This window comes from Peptoniphilus lacydonensis (genome assembly GCF_900106515.1).
GTDB classification, from domain to species: Bacteria; Bacillota; Clostridia; order Tissierellales; family Peptoniphilaceae; genus Peptoniphilus_A; species Peptoniphilus_A lacydonensis.
In genome coordinates this window covers 677,752-694,841 of record NZ_FNWF01000003.1, presented here as the reverse complement: position 1 = coordinate 694,841, position 17,090 = coordinate 677,752, and the positions used below count along the sequence as shown (strand labels likewise).

Annotated in this window: 16 protein-coding genes; 15 read left to right on the top strand and 1 reads right to left on the bottom strand. The window is 32.5% G+C overall.

From position 1 onward, the window contains the following. Nucleotides 1–10: 10 nt before the first annotated feature. The 12 genes from BQ5450_RS05070 to BQ5450_RS05015 all read left to right on the top strand — a co-directional run bounded on the left by BQ5450_RS05070 (nucleotide 11) and on the right by BQ5450_RS05015 (nucleotide 12,400). Nucleotides 11–1,105 carry a hypothetical protein gene (locus tag BQ5450_RS05070; protein ID WP_234347015.1) on the top strand — a complete coding sequence of 365 codons (1,095 nt, stop codon included), beginning with the start codon at nucleotides 11–13 and terminating at the stop codon, nucleotides 1,103–1,105. Then, entirely contained in the window at nucleotides 1,102–1,980 is an 879-nt protein-coding gene (locus BQ5450_RS05065) for a mechanosensitive ion channel family protein (protein WP_010242997.1), read from the top strand. The genes BQ5450_RS05070 and BQ5450_RS05065 overlap by 4 nt, the downstream gene beginning before the upstream one ends. Further along, nucleotides 1,967–2,191 carry a DUF951 domain-containing protein gene (locus BQ5450_RS05060; RefSeq protein ID WP_010242996.1) on the top strand — a complete coding sequence of 75 codons (225 nt, stop codon included), beginning with the start codon at nucleotides 1,967–1,969 and terminating at the stop codon, nucleotides 2,189–2,191. Before BQ5450_RS05065 ends, BQ5450_RS05060 begins: the two co-directional genes overlap by 14 nt. A 1-nt stretch (nucleotide 2,192) precedes the next feature. Continuing rightward, a complete protein-coding gene (ilvA, locus tag BQ5450_RS05055) occupies nucleotides 2,193–3,401 on the top strand; it encodes a threonine ammonia-lyase (protein ID WP_010242994.1) in 1,209 nt (402 codons plus the stop codon). 133 nt (nucleotides 3,402–3,534) lie between these two features. Continuing rightward, complete coding sequence (locus BQ5450_RS05050; protein ID WP_071126169.1) at nucleotides 3,535–4,359, top strand: triphosphoribosyl-dephospho-CoA synthase; 825 nt, start codon at nucleotides 3,535–3,537, stop codon at nucleotides 4,357–4,359. Further along, complete coding sequence (gene citC / locus BQ5450_RS05045; protein WP_083379724.1) at nucleotides 4,352–5,344, top strand: [citrate (pro-3S)-lyase] ligase; 993 nt, start codon at nucleotides 4,352–4,354, stop codon at nucleotides 5,342–5,344. The genes BQ5450_RS05050 and citC overlap by 8 nt, the downstream gene beginning before the upstream one ends. Next, entirely contained in the window at nucleotides 5,331–5,843 is a 513-nt protein-coding gene (gene citX / locus BQ5450_RS05040) for a citrate lyase holo-[acyl-carrier protein] synthase (RefSeq protein WP_010242988.1), read from the top strand. Before citC ends, citX begins: the two co-directional genes overlap by 14 nt. 272 nt (nucleotides 5,844–6,115) lie before the next feature. Beyond that, nucleotides 6,116–7,405: a 2-hydroxycarboxylate transporter family protein gene (locus tag BQ5450_RS05035; RefSeq protein WP_010242985.1), complete on the top strand. Its 1,290-nt coding sequence runs from the start codon at nucleotides 6,116–6,118 to the stop codon at nucleotides 7,403–7,405. 18 nt (nucleotides 7,406–7,423) lie between these two features. Then, on the top strand, nucleotides 7,424–7,705 hold the full coding sequence (gene citD, locus BQ5450_RS05030; RefSeq protein ID WP_010242982.1) for a citrate lyase acyl carrier protein: 282 nt from the start codon (nucleotides 7,424–7,426) through the stop codon (nucleotides 7,703–7,705). Between the two features lie 4 nt (nucleotides 7,706–7,709). Continuing rightward, nucleotides 7,710–8,609, top strand: a complete 900-nt coding sequence (gene citE / locus BQ5450_RS05025; RefSeq protein WP_071126168.1) for a citrate (pro-3S)-lyase subunit beta — start codon at nucleotides 7,710–7,712, stop codon at nucleotides 8,607–8,609. Further along, on the top strand, nucleotides 8,599–10,146 hold the full coding sequence (gene citF, locus BQ5450_RS05020; protein ID WP_071126167.1) for a citrate lyase subunit alpha: 1,548 nt from the start codon (nucleotides 8,599–8,601) through the stop codon (nucleotides 10,144–10,146). The genes citE and citF overlap by 11 nt, the downstream gene beginning before the upstream one ends. A 457-nt stretch (nucleotides 10,147–10,603) precedes the next feature. Next, nucleotides 10,604–12,400: a homoserine O-acetyltransferase/O-succinyltransferase family protein gene (locus tag BQ5450_RS05015; RefSeq protein ID WP_071126166.1), complete on the top strand. Its 1,797-nt coding sequence runs from the start codon at nucleotides 10,604–10,606 to the stop codon at nucleotides 12,398–12,400. Between the two features lie 88 nt (nucleotides 12,401–12,488). Here the strand turns inward: BQ5450_RS05015 and gap are convergent, their stop codons facing one another. Next, on the bottom strand, nucleotides 12,489–13,508 hold the full coding sequence (gene gap, locus BQ5450_RS05010; RefSeq protein WP_071126165.1) for a type I glyceraldehyde-3-phosphate dehydrogenase: 1,020 nt from the start codon (nucleotides 13,506–13,508) through the stop codon (nucleotides 12,489–12,491). 234 nt (nucleotides 13,509–13,742) lie between these two features. Between gap and BQ5450_RS05005 the strand changes: the two genes are divergently transcribed. From BQ5450_RS05005 to BQ5450_RS04995, 3 genes are all read left to right on the top strand, one after another. Next, nucleotides 13,743–13,967: a preprotein translocase subunit SecG gene (locus tag BQ5450_RS05005; RefSeq protein WP_010242968.1), complete on the top strand. Its 225-nt coding sequence runs from the start codon at nucleotides 13,743–13,745 to the stop codon at nucleotides 13,965–13,967. Nucleotides 13,968–13,995: 28 nt separating this feature from the next. Then, a complete protein-coding gene (locus BQ5450_RS05000; RefSeq protein WP_010242966.1) occupies nucleotides 13,996–15,999 on the top strand; it encodes a sodium-translocating pyrophosphatase in 2,004 nt (667 codons plus the stop codon). Nucleotides 16,000–16,165: 166 nt separating this feature from the next. Next, the gene (locus tag BQ5450_RS04995) at nucleotides 16,166–16,513 is read left to right on the top strand and encodes a transposase (protein WP_267888188.1); all 348 of its coding nucleotides are present in this window, start codon (nucleotides 16,166–16,168) and stop codon (nucleotides 16,511–16,513) included. The last annotated feature ends 577 nt before the right edge of the window (nucleotides 16,514–17,090 follow it).

Genomic DNA, 17,090 nt, shown 5'->3' with positions numbered 1-17,090 from the left:
TAACCTGGGAGTGATATTTTTGAAGATAAAAAAAAATCACGCAATTATTTTAATATTACTTATAATTTTTTTAGGATTTATATATTTTAATCACAATAATTTTTCAAAGGACAGAACTATAATAAGACTTAAAGGCGTCAGTACAAATGAACCTATAAAGGATTTTAATATTGCATCTAAGTCTGTATTTTTGTGGGCAGACCCAGTTTTATATATAACTGATAAAGATGGAAATATTATAAAGAAGATTCAGCGTGAAGATGAAAATGTTGAAGCATTTTTTGCGGGCAATTATGCTTTTTTATATGAAAAAGATTTGGGAAAAGTTCACATGTATTCTGAGATGGGAGAGCTTCTTAGTTCTTTAGAAGTTAAGGGAAATGTTTTTAATATTTCTTATGAAAATGCAAATATTGTTTTTCACATAATGGATGAGAACAATGAAATTTTATATTTAATGGACAATGATTCTACGCTTTCAGAGATTTATAAGACGGGCAATAAAATTTTGACTCACGATGTCCTAGATTCCAAAAATCTTTCTGTGGCAGAAATGAAAAATGATGCAAGCGGTTATAGTTCTCTACTTTACTCTTTAGATAAGGGTGAGAAAAAAAGCGAAGTTATAAATCATGAGATAATTATGTTTGTAAAAAAAGATAAAAAATCTGTTCTTGCACTTACAGATAAATCTCTTTACAGATTTTTGGATTCGGGAACGAAATACGAAGAAAAAGTACCGAATATTTCCGATGTGTTAGTAGATGGTAGAAATACTTACCTTCTTCATTCTGGAATTATAACAAAATATAATTATACGTTAAATCCAGTAGACAAAAGAATTATAGCTGCAAATGTAAATAAGATGGAAAATGTTTCAGGCTCCATTTATGTTTATGGTCCAAGTGATATTGGTGGAGAAATTGGGAACAAAGGAGAGTTTTATACGAGGCTTGGATATTCTTTAGATAAAATAAAGATAAATGGACTTTTAATTGGAGCACTTAGAAATGGAGAAATTGATTTATACTCCGTTGTGAGTTCAAATACAGTTAGAGAAGGCGAAGATAAAATAGAAACAACTTACAAAGAAGGTGCAAAGTGAATTTAAACAAAAATACAAATCATGTGGCAAATGAAGCTGATAAAGCACTTAGATCTACATTTAAAGGTATGGGATCTTGGCAGAAGATTTTTATTGTAATAATTATTATAGTAGGAATATGTGTCCTTTTAAAAATAATAGATGGATGTATAGATAGGCAACTAAGTTCAGAAAAAGTTAAAGAAAAGGGATCTTATAACAGGATTGTTACAATTACAAATTTAATAAAAAGAATAATAAAAATTATACTTATTTTTATTGGGGTTACAATAATTATGAGTGTATTTAATATTTCTATTGCACCTATTCTTGCAACTCTTGGAGTATTCTCTCTGGCAATAGGTGTTGGTGCACAAAATCTTGTAAAAGATGTAATCAATGGATTCTTTATAATTTTGGAAGATCAATATTCTGTTGGAGATTTAGTTGAGATAGAAGGGATTGAAGGAGTAGTTGAATATTTAGGACTTAGAGTTACTAAAGTACGTGACTTTTCTAAAATACTTCACATAATTCCAAATAGCAATATTTCAGTTGTGTCAAACAAACAAAGAGCAAATATTAGGACAAAAATAGAATTTTATGTAGATAATTCTTGTGATCCAACTTTTGTAAAAGAAAAAATAGATGAAAGTTTAAAGAAATTTAAAAATGACAGAAAAATGGTTATTGGTCCAGATCTTTGGGGAGTAACAGAAAATGATAAAGACGCATATAAGATGAGCCTTGTTTATTACACAAAGCAAGGCAATCAATATGATTTAGAATATGCAATAAGAGCAGAAATATTAAAAACTATGCAAAGAGAAAATATAAAGACGCCAGTAGTAAAAAACAAAATATTAAAAGTGGAGGATAGCGATGCTTTATTATAATCTTGGGGATATTGTAACTTTGAAAAAAGGGCATCCCTGTGGTGAAAATAAATGGGAAATTATGAGAAAAGGTGCAGATATAAAGTTGAAATGTCTTGGCTGTGAAAGAGTTATCTGGATGAGCCGAATGGACTTTGAAAAAAGGGTTAGAAAGATTTTGGAAGATGATAAATTTGTAAGCATAGTTCATCATAAGAAAGAAGGAGAATAATATGGATGTAAAAGAAATTTATGACGCTAGAGAAAGACTTAAAGGTCACATAAAAGAAACGCCTATCGTATATGCACCTAATCTAGGGGAAGACGTTTATTTAAAAGTAGAAGTTTTACAAGAAACAGGTTCTTTTAAATTAAGAGGAGCATACAATAAAATTGCAACACTGACAGATGAAGAAGCATCAAAGGGAGTTGTAGCTTGTTCAGCAGGAAATCACGCACAAGGAGTTGCTAAGTCAGCAACAGAGCGAGGAATTTCTTCAATAATATGTATGCCTTATCATGCACCGTTATCAAAAGTAAAAGCCACAAAAAATTATGGAGCAGAAGTAGAACTTGTAAGAGATTCCTTTGATGATGCAGCAGCTTATGCACAAAAACTTTCAAGGGAAGAAGGCTATACATTTATAGCACCCTTTGACGATGAAAAAGTAATTGCAGGACAAGGAACAATAGGACTTGAAATACTTGAAAAAATTCCAGACCTTGACATAATAGTTGTGCCCATAGGAGGCGGCGGACTAATATCAGGAATTGCATTGGCAGCCAAAAATATAAATCCAAATATAAAAATAATTGGAGTTCAAACAAAAATATCTCCAAGCATGTATGAGTCAGTTAGAGAAGGAAAAATTTTGACAGTAAAAGGAGGATCTACAATTGCAGATGGAATAGCAGTAAAAACTCCAGGTAAAATTACATATGAACTTGTAAAAGAATATGTAGATGACATAGTTCTAGTAACAGAAGGTGAAATTTCTTCTGCAATTTTGACGCTTCTTGAAAAAAACAAAATAATAACAGAAGGAGCAGCAGCTTCAACAGTGGCAGCACTTATGTATAAAAAATTTAACTTCAAAGGAAAAAAAGTTTGTTGTGTTCTCTCTGGAGGAAACATTGATGTCACAAGAGTTTCAAAGGTTATTGAAAAAGGCCTTTACAAAACAAATAGAAGAATGGAACTTAGAATAAAATTAAATGACCAACCAGGTGAAATGACCCGCATGACTAAACTTTTAGAAAGAGAAGGAGCAAACATAGTTAAAATTGAACAAAATATAGATGTAGTAGGAGATACAATCGATTCAATGATAGTGAGTGTGGTAATAGATACTAAAGACAAAGAACACCAAGAACAAATAATAACCACATTAAACGAAAACTTTTACGTGTTTAAGGCAAAATATAATGACCTACAATTTTAAAATAATTTGTTTATAATATAGTTTAAAGACTGGGGGAAACCTCAGTTTTTTATTGAAAAAAGTAGTGTCGACTTAACAAAATAATAAAGTAGATGAAAATTTTTTTATTTATTATAATTAAGCTGGAGGTATTATGTTAAACTCTAATATTGTTGCAAGAATAGCGACCTATGCTCTTATATATGAAGTTTCACTAAGCCCTAAGCCTGGTCTTGTAAGTTTAATAGATAGAGGCGCTCACAAGGACATGGATTATATAGATTTTTTTAAGTCAGCTTTGGTTCTTCACGATTATTTTAAAATTGCCTATGAACTCGGAGAAAAGTCAGATGGTGAAGATTATGATGAACTAAGAAATTTTGGAATTATATACGAAAAAAAGATGAAAGATGCAACAGGCGGGGCCAACACACACAAGGGAGTTATTTTCTCTCTAGGCTTAATTGTATACGCCACGGCTATTGAAATAAGAAAAGAAAAATTTTCTTTTGAAAAGATAACTTCACGAGTTGCATATTTGAATCGAGGGATTACCAGAGAATTAAATAAAAAAAATGCGACAAGCCATGGAGAAAAAAATTATAAAAAATATGGCTCAAAGGGAATACGAGAGGAAGCTGAGGATGGATTTTCTAGAGTACTTTTGGGACTCGATCTCTTAAAAAAAATTGAAAAAGAAACAAATCTTGATTGCGCACTAAATGGAACCCTTTTTTATTTTATGTCTTTTGTTGAGGATTCAAATATAATAAAAAGAGGGGGGCTTGAGGGTTTAGAGTTTTTAAAAGAAACTTCTGGATATGTTCTTAAAAACAAGTTGTACGAAAATGAAGATGGAATGAGAGAAATCCAAAAAATAAATGAAGAATACAAGAGGAGGAACTTAAGTCCAGGTGGATGTGCCGACTTTTTGATTCTGACACTGTATTTTTATCTCTTGGAGGGAAATATTGATTGATTATAGACAAGTAATGAAGTTCGAGAAAAAAGATGTTGAGAAATTTTTGGAAGGCTTTGATATAAAATATGAGAGAGACGTGGACTACACAATTGTTGCTCTTGATGGCGATAAAGTTGTCGGGACTGGGTCTTGTGCCGGAAGGATCTTAAAGTGTTTTGCCATTGACCCAACTTATCAGGGCATGGGGATTACAAACACAATAATAACTAGACTCCTCGACCACCAATACCAAGTAGGAAATAAGCATCTTTTTATTTTTACTAAGCCAAAAAGTATTAAAATCTTTACAGATTTTGGATTTTCTATAGTTGAAAAGACAGAAGATGTTGCCCTTTTAGATAATAAAATTGAAGAACTCAATCAGCTATTAAAAAATATTGAGGATCAAAGGGAGTCTGGAGCAATTGTTGTAAATGCCAATCCTATGACAAAAGGACATTTGTACTTAATCAATGAAGCGAGAAAGATGACAGACCTTTTACACGTCTTTATGGTGGAGGAGGACGAATCAACCTTCCCTTATGACTTTAGGTATAAGATTGTAAAAGAAGAGTTGGAAAAGTTTGATGACGTGCTTGTTCACCCCGGCAACAACTATATAATTTCAAAAAACACTTTTCCGACATATTTTTACAAGGATGAAAAAACTATATTAAAGGCCTATTCAGAGCTTGACTCAAAAATTTTTGGAAGGTATTTTGCTAGGACCTTAAACATAAAAAAAAGATTTGTTGGGACAGAAGATAAGGATTTAGTTACAAAAAATTATAACGAAACTATGGAAAGAATCTTGCCAGATTATGGAATAGAAGTTGTTGAAATTCCAAGGGCAAGTCTGGACGATGAAATAATATCAGCCTCAAAGGTTAGATTATTTTTAAAAGAAAGAAAATTTGAAGAAGCCTACAAGTTTTTGCCAGAAGCCACAATTAAAGCTCTAAAGTCAGAAGAAGGGCAGAGGATAATAAATGAAAGACTCTAAAACAATTGCAATGCAGAAAATGCTTGATTCCAAAGAAAAGAGATATTACAAAATTAAAAGATTTGTGGAAGAAAATAAAAAGCCTGTACTTTCTTTTATGTTAAATATTCCTGGAAGTGAAAAAAATTTTGAAGATGCAGTAAATTTTCATAAAAAATATATAGAAGAGATTAAAAAAGTTTTAGAAGAAAATAAAATAGAAATTTTATGGGAAGAGTACAATAATCTTGACACAGGGATGGAGTATATTGCACTTATTGATGGAGATGGAAAGTTCATAAAGAGAGAAATGATGAAACTAGAGGAAGGAAACGAATCTGGAAGACTTTTGGATATAGACATATATGACGAAAATTTTAGACAAATATCAAGAGCAAATTTAAACCTGCCTGAAAGAAAGTGTATAATATGTGAAGATGTAGCAAGAAATTGCATAAAAGAAGAAAGGCATAGTTTGAGAGAGCTTGAAGAAAAAGTAAGAAATATATTAAGAAAATAGTATTTAAACATAAGTTTTATTGGAATTTTTGGTGGTATTAAAAACTTGGTTTTAAGTACAAAGATTCTATTAATTTAAAAAAAGCAAAGATAAAATTAAGAAATTTAGTTTTAGCTATTATTATAAATGTGTTATGGATTACAATATTTACTGAAAAATAAGTTTATTAATCCTATAATTTATTGTATGGACTAAATTTCAGATAATAAACTTTAGAATGTTGAACAATATATGCATAGTGATGTATTATATTAACAAAGGAGGTTTTTTCTATGAAGAAAAAATATTTTGGATTAAATCTTCCAATGTTGCTAGTTTTGTCGGCAATTGTTTTTATAGCAACTTATTTGGGAGTTTTATCTAAAGATTTAGCAGGGGGTGTTGCCCTTATGTTCGCAATTGGTATTATTTTATATGAAATTGGTGAGAGAATTCCTATTTGGAACACCTATATTGGTGGTGGACTTGTTTTTGCATTTTTAGGTACAGCAATATTAGTTTTTTATAATTTTATTCCTGAGGATTATGTTGAACTTATTAAGTCTGTTAATTCAAAACCAATGGGTTTGTTGAACTTTTTTATAATTATGCTTATTACTGGCTCACTTCTTGGACTTGACAGACAACTTATGTTGAAGTCTTTTGCAGGTTATATTCCAGCAATTCTTGGAGGTGTACTTGGTGCGTCAATTCTTGGAATTCTTGGAGGATTTATTTTTGGAGTTTCTCCTGCTGACACTGTTTTAAAATATGTTCTTCCAGTAATGGGCGGAGGAAATGGTGCGGGAGCTGTTCCTTTAAGCCAAATTTATCAGAGAGTTACTGGAGATGATGCTGCAAATTATTATGGATTTGCTATTTCAATTCTTACTATTGCAAATATTTTTGCCATTATTGCTGGCGGTATTTTAAACAGAATTGGTGAAAGCAATCCTAAACTAACAGGAGATAAGAAAACTCTTATGAGATCTGCTCCGGAAATTGGAAAGGAAGAAGAAAAATTCACAACTCAAATCAAAGATTATGCTGGAGCAATTCTTATGGGTCTTACTTTTTATCAACTTGGAAATCTTATTGCAGATAAGATTTGGGATCCACTAGTTCCTTCTGTGCCAATTCATCCTTTTGCATTTATGATTATTTTAGTAGCTTTTGCTAATGGATTTGGAATTATTCCAGGACAATTGAGACAAGCTGCAAAGGAAGTTCAAACATTCTTTACTAAGAATATTGTAATTCTTATAATGGTTGGTGTTGGTGCTGAAACAGATTTATTTGAGCTTAGAGCAGCGATTACACTAGGAAATGTTGTAATGGCTTTATTAATTGTTATTGGTGCAATTATTGGTTCAGGTTTAATTGGGCATCTTGTAGGATTTTTCTTTGTTGACTCTGCTATTACAGCAGGATTATGTATGGCTAATAGAGGTGGATCTGGGGACCTTGCTGTTCTTGGAGCAGCTGACAGAATGGATCTTATTTCTTACGCTCAACTTTCATCAAGACTTGGTGGAGGAATTATACTCGTTATAGGATCAATACTCTTTGGAACGCTCATGTAGAGAAGTAGGAGGGATATTTTGAAATTAAAAAAAGAGGCTATGGCTGGAACTCTTGAATCAAATGATATTTTAATTACAGTTGATGATGGAGAAGGAATAACTATTGAACTTGAGAGTTCAGTAAAAAAGCAATTTGGAAAACAAATTGAAAAAGTTATAAGAGAAACTTTAAAGGAATTAGATGTAGAAAATGTAAAGGTTATTGCAGTAGACAAGGGAGCCTTGGACTACACAATTAAAGCGAGAGTAGCGGCAGCGTGCTTTAGAGCAGCTGAAAGTACAGAATATAATTGGAGCTGATATTTTGAAAGAGAGATTGAGAAGAACAATGATGTTTCTTCCGGGAAATAATCCTGCTAATATTACTGATGCTCACATTTATGGACCTGATTCAATTATGATCGATCTTGAGGATGCGACTAGTATCAATCAAAAAGATGCGGCAAGATTTTTAGTTTATAATGCACTTAAAACTTTAGATTATGGCGATACTGAGGTTGTTGTAAGAATAAATTCCCTGGATACACCATTTGGACGTGAAGATATTAAAGCAGTTGTTAAGGCTGGGGTAGATGTAATTAGACTTCCTAAGTCAGAAACGGCTCAAGATGTTAAAGATGTTGATGAAATTATTACTGAAGTAGAAGAAGAAATGGGATGTCTCGGCAGAACTCTTATGATGGCTGCTATTGAATCTCCTACGGGAGTTATAAATGCCGTTGATATTGCCAAGGCATCACCTAGGATGATGGGAATTGCACTAGGAGCTGCTGACTATGTTACTAATCTTAAAACTCAAAGATCCAGACATGGATGGGAGCTTTTTGCTGCAAGAAGTCAAATTGTTTTGGCTGCAAGGAATGCAGGCATTGCTTGTTTTGATACAGTTAATACAAACCTTGATGACATGGACGCTTTTAGAGAAGAGGTTCAATTCATAAAAGATTTGGGCTTTGATGGAAAGAGCGTGATTCACCCTAAACAAATTGGGGTTGTAAATGAAGTTTACACACCGACTGAAAAGGACATTACTAAATCTCTTAGGATTATTGCAGGTTCAAAGGAAGCCGAAAGAAAAGGTTCTGGGGTTATTACAGTTGATGGAAAGATGGTTGACTATCCAGTTATAGCTGGAGCACAGAGAGTTCTTGATCTTGCAGTTGCAAGTGGAGTGCTAGAAAAGGAGGATATTGATGAACTATAATAAAAATGCAGTAGGAAGAGATATCCCTGAATATATTGAAGGCATCGGAGAACTTGTTCCTTTTAAAGGCGAAGGAAAATATTTAAGAACAGATAGAAAGGCATCTCCGAAGGTTAGATATGGAAACAGAAATGAAACTAAACTTTTAAATTCTATTGAAGAAGCTGTAAAGAAGAGTGGACTTAAAGATGGAATGACAATTTCTTTTCACCATCATCTAAGAAATGGAGATTATGTTGTAAATACAGTTATGCAAGTAATTGCAGATATGGGCATTAAGGATTTGACTCTTGCACCATCATCTCTTTCTCCTTGTCACGATAAGTTAATTCCACTTATTGAAAGGGGAGTAATCACAGGAATTCAGTCATCTGGGCTTAGAGGAGAGCTTGGTGAAAAAATTTCTGAAGGAATTTTGAAGAAGCCATGTATTATTCGTTCTCATGGTGGACGTGCAAGGGCAATTGAAGATGGAGAACTTCATATTGATGTAGCTTTTTTGGCAGCACCATCTTGTGATGAATATGGGAATATTAATGGTAGAGAAGGTAAATCTGCCTGTGGTTCACTAGGTTACGCAATAGTGGATGCACAGTATGCAGACTGTGTAATTGCAATTACAGATAATCTTGTCCCATTTCCAAATATTCCTGCATCAATTGGCATGATGTATGTTGATTATGTAGTTGAAGTAGACGCAATTGGAGATCCAAAAGGAATTGTTTCTGGATCAATTAGATTTAACGACAATCCAAGAGATTTATTGATTGCAAATAATGCCGTTAAAGTAATTAAAGCATCTGGACTTTATAAAAATGGATTTAGATTCCAAACTGGTGCAGCTGGATCAACTCTTGCAGTGGCAAAGCTTCTTCGTGAAGAAATGAAAAAAGATAATATCAAGGCATCCATGGCACTTGGCGGTATCACAGGTTACATGGTGACAATGCTTGAAGAAGGATTAATTGATGGAATTTATGATACACAATCTTTTGACCTTGATGCAGTAAGATCAATTCGTGAGAACACAAAACATTTTGAACAAACAGCATCATCTTATGCAAATCCAAATAATCCAACTCCCGCAGTAAATACTCTTGATTTTGTGCTTCTTGGTGCACTAGAAGTTGACACTGACTTTAATGTAAATGTAATGACTAGATCAGATGGAGTTATAAACCAGGCAGTTGGAGGACATCAAGATACGGCGCCTGGTGCAAAGATGTCACTAATTCTTGCTCCTCTTGTTAGATCAAGAAATCCAATTGTAAAAGATAAAGTTACAACGGTTTGTACACCAGGAGAATCAGTTGATGTTATATGTACAGATTATGGTATTGCTGTTAATCCAGGTAGAAAAGATTTAATTGAAAAATTTGAAGAAGCTGGAATTGAAATAAAAAGTATAAAAGAATTACAACAAATGGCAGAAAAATTAACTGGAAAACCAGAAGAAGTTAAATTTTCAAATGATGTAGTTGCCCTTGTAGAATATAGAGATGGTTCTATAATTGATGTAATAAGAAAAGAAGCTTAAAACTAAAAGTTAATTATATTAAGGCGATATTTTAGGATAGAAAATTCTATTTTAATTATCACCTTTTTATTTTAAGTTTAGAAAATTTTAAAGACTATTTTATATTTATAATTTGAATGTATAGTTGACACGAGTTCTAATAGGTGCTATTATGTCTATAAAATTTAAACTCAACAGGAAGAAGAGTAACTTATTTTAATGATTACAGAGAGCTTCGTTTGGTGAAAGAAGTAGAAGAGAAATAGGCGAATATGGTCTTTCTTGAGCACTTTTCGATATTTAGATAAGTGCGGGCGTGCCCGTTATAGCAATAGAGTATGATAGTACTTGAAGAGTTTCTTATTGTGAGGTAAGGGAAAATTAAGGTGGTAACACGAATTTGCTTTCGTCCTTTGTGGACGGAGGCTTTTTTTATTTTACAAGTACAAAATTATAAAATTTTATAAGGAGATAAAAGATGCCATTAATAATACCGAAAGAGTTAATCGTTGAAGATGTTTTAGAAAGAGAAAATATATTTACTATGAGAGATTCTTCTGCAAAGGAGCAGGATATAAGACCTCTTAGTGTTGCAATTGTAAATTTAATGCCTAAAAAAGAAGAAACTGAACTTCAACTTTTGAGAATGCTTTCAAATACTGCACTTCAGATAAATATTGATCTTGTGAGGATGGAATCATATAATCCAGCAAACAGTGATTTAAAAAGATTAAAGGCTTTTTATAAAACCTATGATGATATTAAAGACAATAAATACGATGCTATGATAATTACTGGTGCACCGATTGAACTTGTTGCCTACGAAAAGATAAAGTATTGGGAAGAATTAAAGACAATTTTTGAGTTTGCAAAGGAAAATGTGTTTTCTACAATGTTTATATGTTGGTCTGCACAGGCAGCTCTTCGATATTATTATGATATTGAACACAAAGTTGCAGATGAAAAAATATTTGGAGTTTTTGAGTTTGATAAATTGAAGGATAATAAAATAATAAAGGGGTTTGATGATACTTTTTTGATTCCAACGTCAAGGCATACCTATGTAGATGAAAAAGATTTAGAAGACATCTCTGATCTTGAAGTTCTTGCTGCAAGAAGTGACACTGGGGTTTCTCTTGCAACAACGAAGGATCATAGATTTATTTTTAACTTTGGTCATTGGGAATATGATAGAGAAACTCTTCATAATGAATATATTAGAGATTTAGCTAAGTCTAAAAAAATAAATATTCCGCTTAATTATTATAAAGACAACGATCCGAATAAAGATATTAAGATGAAGTGGAGATCCTCGGGAAATTTATTTTTCTCAAATTGGCTAAACTATTGCGTTTATCAAGAAACACCTTTTGCTATTGAAACTATTAAAGGTAAATCTGTGTCAAAGTTTGGAGGAAGTTCTCTAAAAGATGCAGGACAATTTGCAAAAGTTAAAAAAATTATTTTTTCTAAGAATGATAGAGATGTAATAGTTGTTTCTGCACCTGGGAGAAGATTTAGCGAGGATACAAAAGTAACAGATGAACTAATAGGTTTATCTCAAAAGAATAATAAAATAGAAGAGTTAAATCAAATAATAAAATCTTTGGAAGAAAATTTAGAGCTTCAAAAAGTATATAGAGATACTCAACTGGAAAAGATAAGAAGTAGATTTTTTTCAATAGCAAAAGATTTAAGACTTGAAGGCTTTTGGGATGAAGAACTAAAATATGTCTTTGATGAAATTGAAAATTCCACAGATAAGGATTTTATAGTAAGTAGGGGAGAATTTTTAAATGCAAAAATTCTAGCAAAATATTTAGAATATGATTTTATAGATGCCAAGGATTTAATAATTTTTGATGTAAATGGGAAAGTAAACTTAGAGAAGTCTACAGATGCTATAAAAAGTAAAATTGGAGAAAATAAAAAAGCAGTTGTTCCAGGGTTTTATGGAAGAAATACAAATGGAGATATAGTTACTTTTACAAGAGGGGGTAGTGACTATACGGGAAGTTTAATTGCTTATGCACTTGACAGCAAAGTATATGAAAATTGGACTGATGTAAATGGAATAATGACATCAGATCCAAAAAGTGATCCCCATGCCAAGACAATTGACAAATTAAATTATAGTGAGTTAAAAGAGATTATAGAAAAGGGTGCTGAGGTCTATCAAGGAGATGCAATTAATCCTGTGAAGAAAAAGAATATAACTATAAAGATTTTAAATACAAATGAACCAGAAAATAGTGGAACAATTATAAAAGATTAAAGTAGATTTTTTAAGAGTATGTTTTTGCTTTTGATAAATTATTTGTAAAAGACTTACCTAAATTGGCAAGTCTTTTACATAAATTAAATTATAAACTTTTGGCAATTTTTTCTGTTAGGTCAATTACTCTTTCAGTGTAACCCCATTCGTTGTCGTACCAAGAAATAAGTTTAACCATTTTTCCATTAACTGTTGTTAGAAGGGAGTCAAAAATAGAAGAGTGAGTGTTGCCAATAATGTCAGAAGAAACAAGTTCGTCTTCAGAGTATTCTAAAATTCCTTTTAGTTCATTTTCGGAAGCTTTTTTGATTGCTGCATTGATTTCTTCTACGCTTGCGTCTTTTTCAAGTTCAAAAGTTACGTCGACAAGTGATCCTGTTGGGACAGGAACTCTTAGGGCAAAACCCGTAAGAATACCGTCAACTTCTGGAATAACTTTTCCAACTGCTTTTGCTGCACCAGTTGAAGTTGGGATAATATTTTCTGCACCCATTCTTGCACGACGCATATCCTTTTTGTGGACTCCGTCGTGGATGTTTTGGTCATTAGTGTAAGCGTGAACTGTAGACATAAGTCCTTTTTTAATTCCAAAGTTTTCTAAAATAACCTTAGTAACTGGAGCAAGACAATTTGTTGTGCAACTTGCATTTGAAACTATATCGTGAACAGTAGGATCATATTTATCATCATTTACACCCATTACAACTGTCAACATATCGCCTTTGCCTGGAGAAGTTAAAACGACTTTTTTTGCACCACTTTCTAAGTGACCTCTTGCTTTTTCTTCGTCTTTAAATGCGCCAGATGAATCAATTACAATATCAACACCAAGTTCTTTCCAATTCATTTGGTCTGGAGTTTTTGATTCGACAAAAGTAACTTTTTTTCCATTGATTATCATACCATCTTCTGTAAATTCAATTTCGCCGGGGAATTTTCTATAAATTGAATCAAACTTGAATAGATGAGTTCTTTCTTTTAAAGTTTTTTCTAAATTTCTAACGGCTACATGGGTAACTTCGAAGTTTACATCATCTCTTAGAGCCCAAATTCTTAGAGCATCTCTTCCTATTCTTCCAAAGCCCATTATTCCAACATTTTTTTTCATAAAAACCTCCTGGTTATTCATTGTTACTTTTATTATAACATAAGTAGAAAAAAGTGAAGTTCAAATATTATTTTGGATTTCAAAAGTTTATGTTTAGAGGAATCTAAAAATTATAAAGAAAGAATCAAAATAGGTGTAATCTAAAAAATTACCAAAAAACGTATAAATTCGTTGATTAGGATGGCTTGCTGTGTTAGAATTTATATGTTATAGAAATTTAAGGGAGGTATAAGTTTGCAAACTTTATTATCTGTTATAATTATTATTGCGAGCGTGGTTATAATAGCGATAGTAGCACAAATGGAATCAGAACAAGCTGGTTTGGGAACTCTTCAAGGCGAAGAAACTGCTATGTGGGGTTCACACAAAGGTTCTAGTAAAAAAGACATTCAAAACAGAATTGTCATGATTACAAGCATTGTGTTTGCGATTGCACTTATTATTTTGGTTGCAATTTAATTAAAATTTAAGGAGGATTAGGATTAGAATGAATATTTTAAATCTAGCTCCTATAGCCGGTGTTTTGGCACTTTTATTTGCTTTTTATAAAGCAAGCTTTGTGTCAAAACAAGATGCCGGTAATGAAAGAATGGAGGAAATTTCTTCATATATTTCTGAAGGAGCTATGGCATTTTTGAAAAGAGAGTATAAGGCTCTCGTTGTATTTGTAATAGTACTTGCAATTATATTGGCAGTAGGATTAAAATCAGTTCCAACTGCTATATGTTTCGTTGTAGGAGCTATCTTTTCAGTAACTGCTGGTTATGTTGGTATGAAAGTTGCTACTAAGGCAAATGTTAGAACAACTAATGCAGCTTGGAAAGGTGGACTAGGTAAAGCGCTTGATGTTGCTTTCTCTGGTGGAGTTGTAATGGGAATGTGCGTAGTTGGACTTGGAATTATTGGTATTAGTTTAGCATATTTCTTTACAGGAGGACAAACTGAAATCATTACAGGATTTTCATTAGGAGCATCTTCTATTGCACTTTTTGCAAGAGTAGGTGGAGGAATTTATACTAAAGCAGCGGACGTTGGAGCTGATCTTGTAGGTAAAGTTGAAGCGGGAATTCCAGAAGACGATCCAAGAAACCCTGCAGTTATTGCAGATAATGTTGGAGATAATGTTGGGGACGTTGCTGGAATGGGAGCAGACCTTTTCGAATCTTATGTTGGAGCACTTCTTTCAGTTATTACTCTTGGAGTAGTTGCTTATGGAGATAATGGTGTTAAGTTTGGTCTTTTAGTTGCAACAGTTGGAATTATTGCATCTATTATTGCTGCATTTTTTGTAAAGGGAGATAAAAACCCACAAAAAGCTCTTAATGCAGGAGAATACGTTTCAGCTGCTGTTACTATGATTGCTTCAGCAATTTTATCAAATTCTATTTTTGGAAGTTTAAAACCTTTTGCACCAGTTATAATTGGTATCGCAGTTGGTCTTATAATTTCAAAATTCACAGAATATTACACAGCAGATAATTATGCACCAGTAAAAAGAATTGGAGCTGAATCACAAACAGGAGCTTCTACAAATATTATTGCAGGACTTTCTGTTGGGATGATGTCAACAGTTGGGCCTATTATTGTAATAGCAATTGGAATTATTGCAGCATATGCTGGAGCAGGTGGAACTACAGATCCAGTTATTGGACTTTATGGAATTTCTCTTGCAGCAGTTGGTATGCTTTCAACAACTGGTATGACAATTGCCGTTGATGCTTATGGACCAATTGCAGATAACGCTGGTGGTATTGCAGAAATGTGCGACTTACCAGAAGATGTTCGTGAAATCACAGACTCACTTGATTCTGTTGGTAATACAACTGCAGCTATAGGAAAGGGATTTGCAATTGGGTCAGCAGCACTTACTGCTCTTGCACTTTTCGTTTCTTATATTAATGCAACAGGACTTACAGGAATTGACATTTCTAAGCCACAAGTAATTGCCGCTACTTTTATTGGCGGTATGCTTCCGTTTGCTTTCTCTGCTCTAACAATGTCAGCAGTAGGTAATGCGGCTTCAGAAATGATTGACGAAGTTAGACGTCAATTTAAAGAAATTCCTGGAATTATGGAAGGTAAAGGAACTCCTGACTATGCAAGATGTGTAGATATTTCAACAGGAGCAGCTTTAAAACAAATGGTAGTGCCAGGTCTTATTGCTGTAATAGTTCCAATTTTAGTTGGACTTTTATTTGGAGCAGAAGCATTAGGCGGACTTCAAGCAGGAGCTCTTGTAACAGGTGTATTAATGGCAATCTTTATGTCAAACGCAGGTGGAGCTTGGGACAATGCTAAAAAGTATATTGAAGGTGGAGCACATGGTGGTAAAGGTTCAGAAGCTCACAAAGCTGCTGTAACAGGAGATACTGTTGGTGACCCATTCAAAGATACATCAGGACCATCCCTAAACATTTTAATTAAACTTATAACTGTTGTATCCCTTGTATTTGCACCACTATTTGTATCACATGGTGGATTATTCTTATAAAAAAATAAGTCTGCTAGAGAGAAATCTTTAGCAGATTTTTTAGTTTCTATAATATCTGTTGGGGGAGTAAATCTCTAACAGATATTTTTACATAAAAAATTTGCACTTATACGCATTAAGTCCTAAACTTAAAATAACTAAAAATAAAGTTTGAAGGTGCATATAAATTAAGTTTTTTGTAAGTGATATGTCTAATACTTTTAAGTCTGTTAAGAATAGGTTCTTTAGAAATTCTATTCATATAGTTGATAGGTATCACTTCATAAGGCAAGTTTCATGGGCTCTAGAGAATGTTAGAAAGAGAATTCAAAAGGATATTTCTTTTAAGCTTAGAAAATATTTTAAGAAAAGTAGGAGTTTACTCACAAGACCTCCTTTTGAGCTAACTTCTGAACAGGCTAAAGAGGTTTCTTTAATGCTTGATTTTAGTGAGGATTTAAAATTAGAATATAGGTTAAAAGAATTATTTCACTGTGTGCCCTGTGGGTGCTACTATGTTCTTAGTCAACCCTAAATATTTAAGAGAATGGATAAAAAGAGCAGAAGAATCTAATTTAAAAGAATTTGAATTGGCTCTATGTCAAATAAATTTAATGAAAAACCAAGTGGGCTTAATGTTCATTATATAAAAAAGTCTGTCTAACTTGGGTGTCATATAAATAGAGATAATGTTTGGCAATAAAGTAAGATTATATTTATATGAAAAGACGCTTTGTGATTTTATTTTTTATAAGGATCAAATGGATATAGAAGTCTATGAAAAATTAGTCCGTTCATTATTCTTCATATAAGGAGAAAGATATACACGCTCTTTATAATATAGCATTAAAAATGGGATTGAAAATAAAGTAAGAGAAATTATGGAGCTGGTATATAAATAAAACAAAGTTAACAGTTTTTTGCCACAAGATTAGTAATAGGACAGGCCTACTTTTAATTTAGCAATGGTATATTATTTTTTGAAAGTATATTAAAAAATTAGAAGTAATGGGATTATTTAAAAAAGTTTAAGAAAAGTTAGATATGAAATTATAAAAAGACGATAGTTTGAGAAATCAAGCAATCGTCTTTTTTATATATGAAGAAAAAAA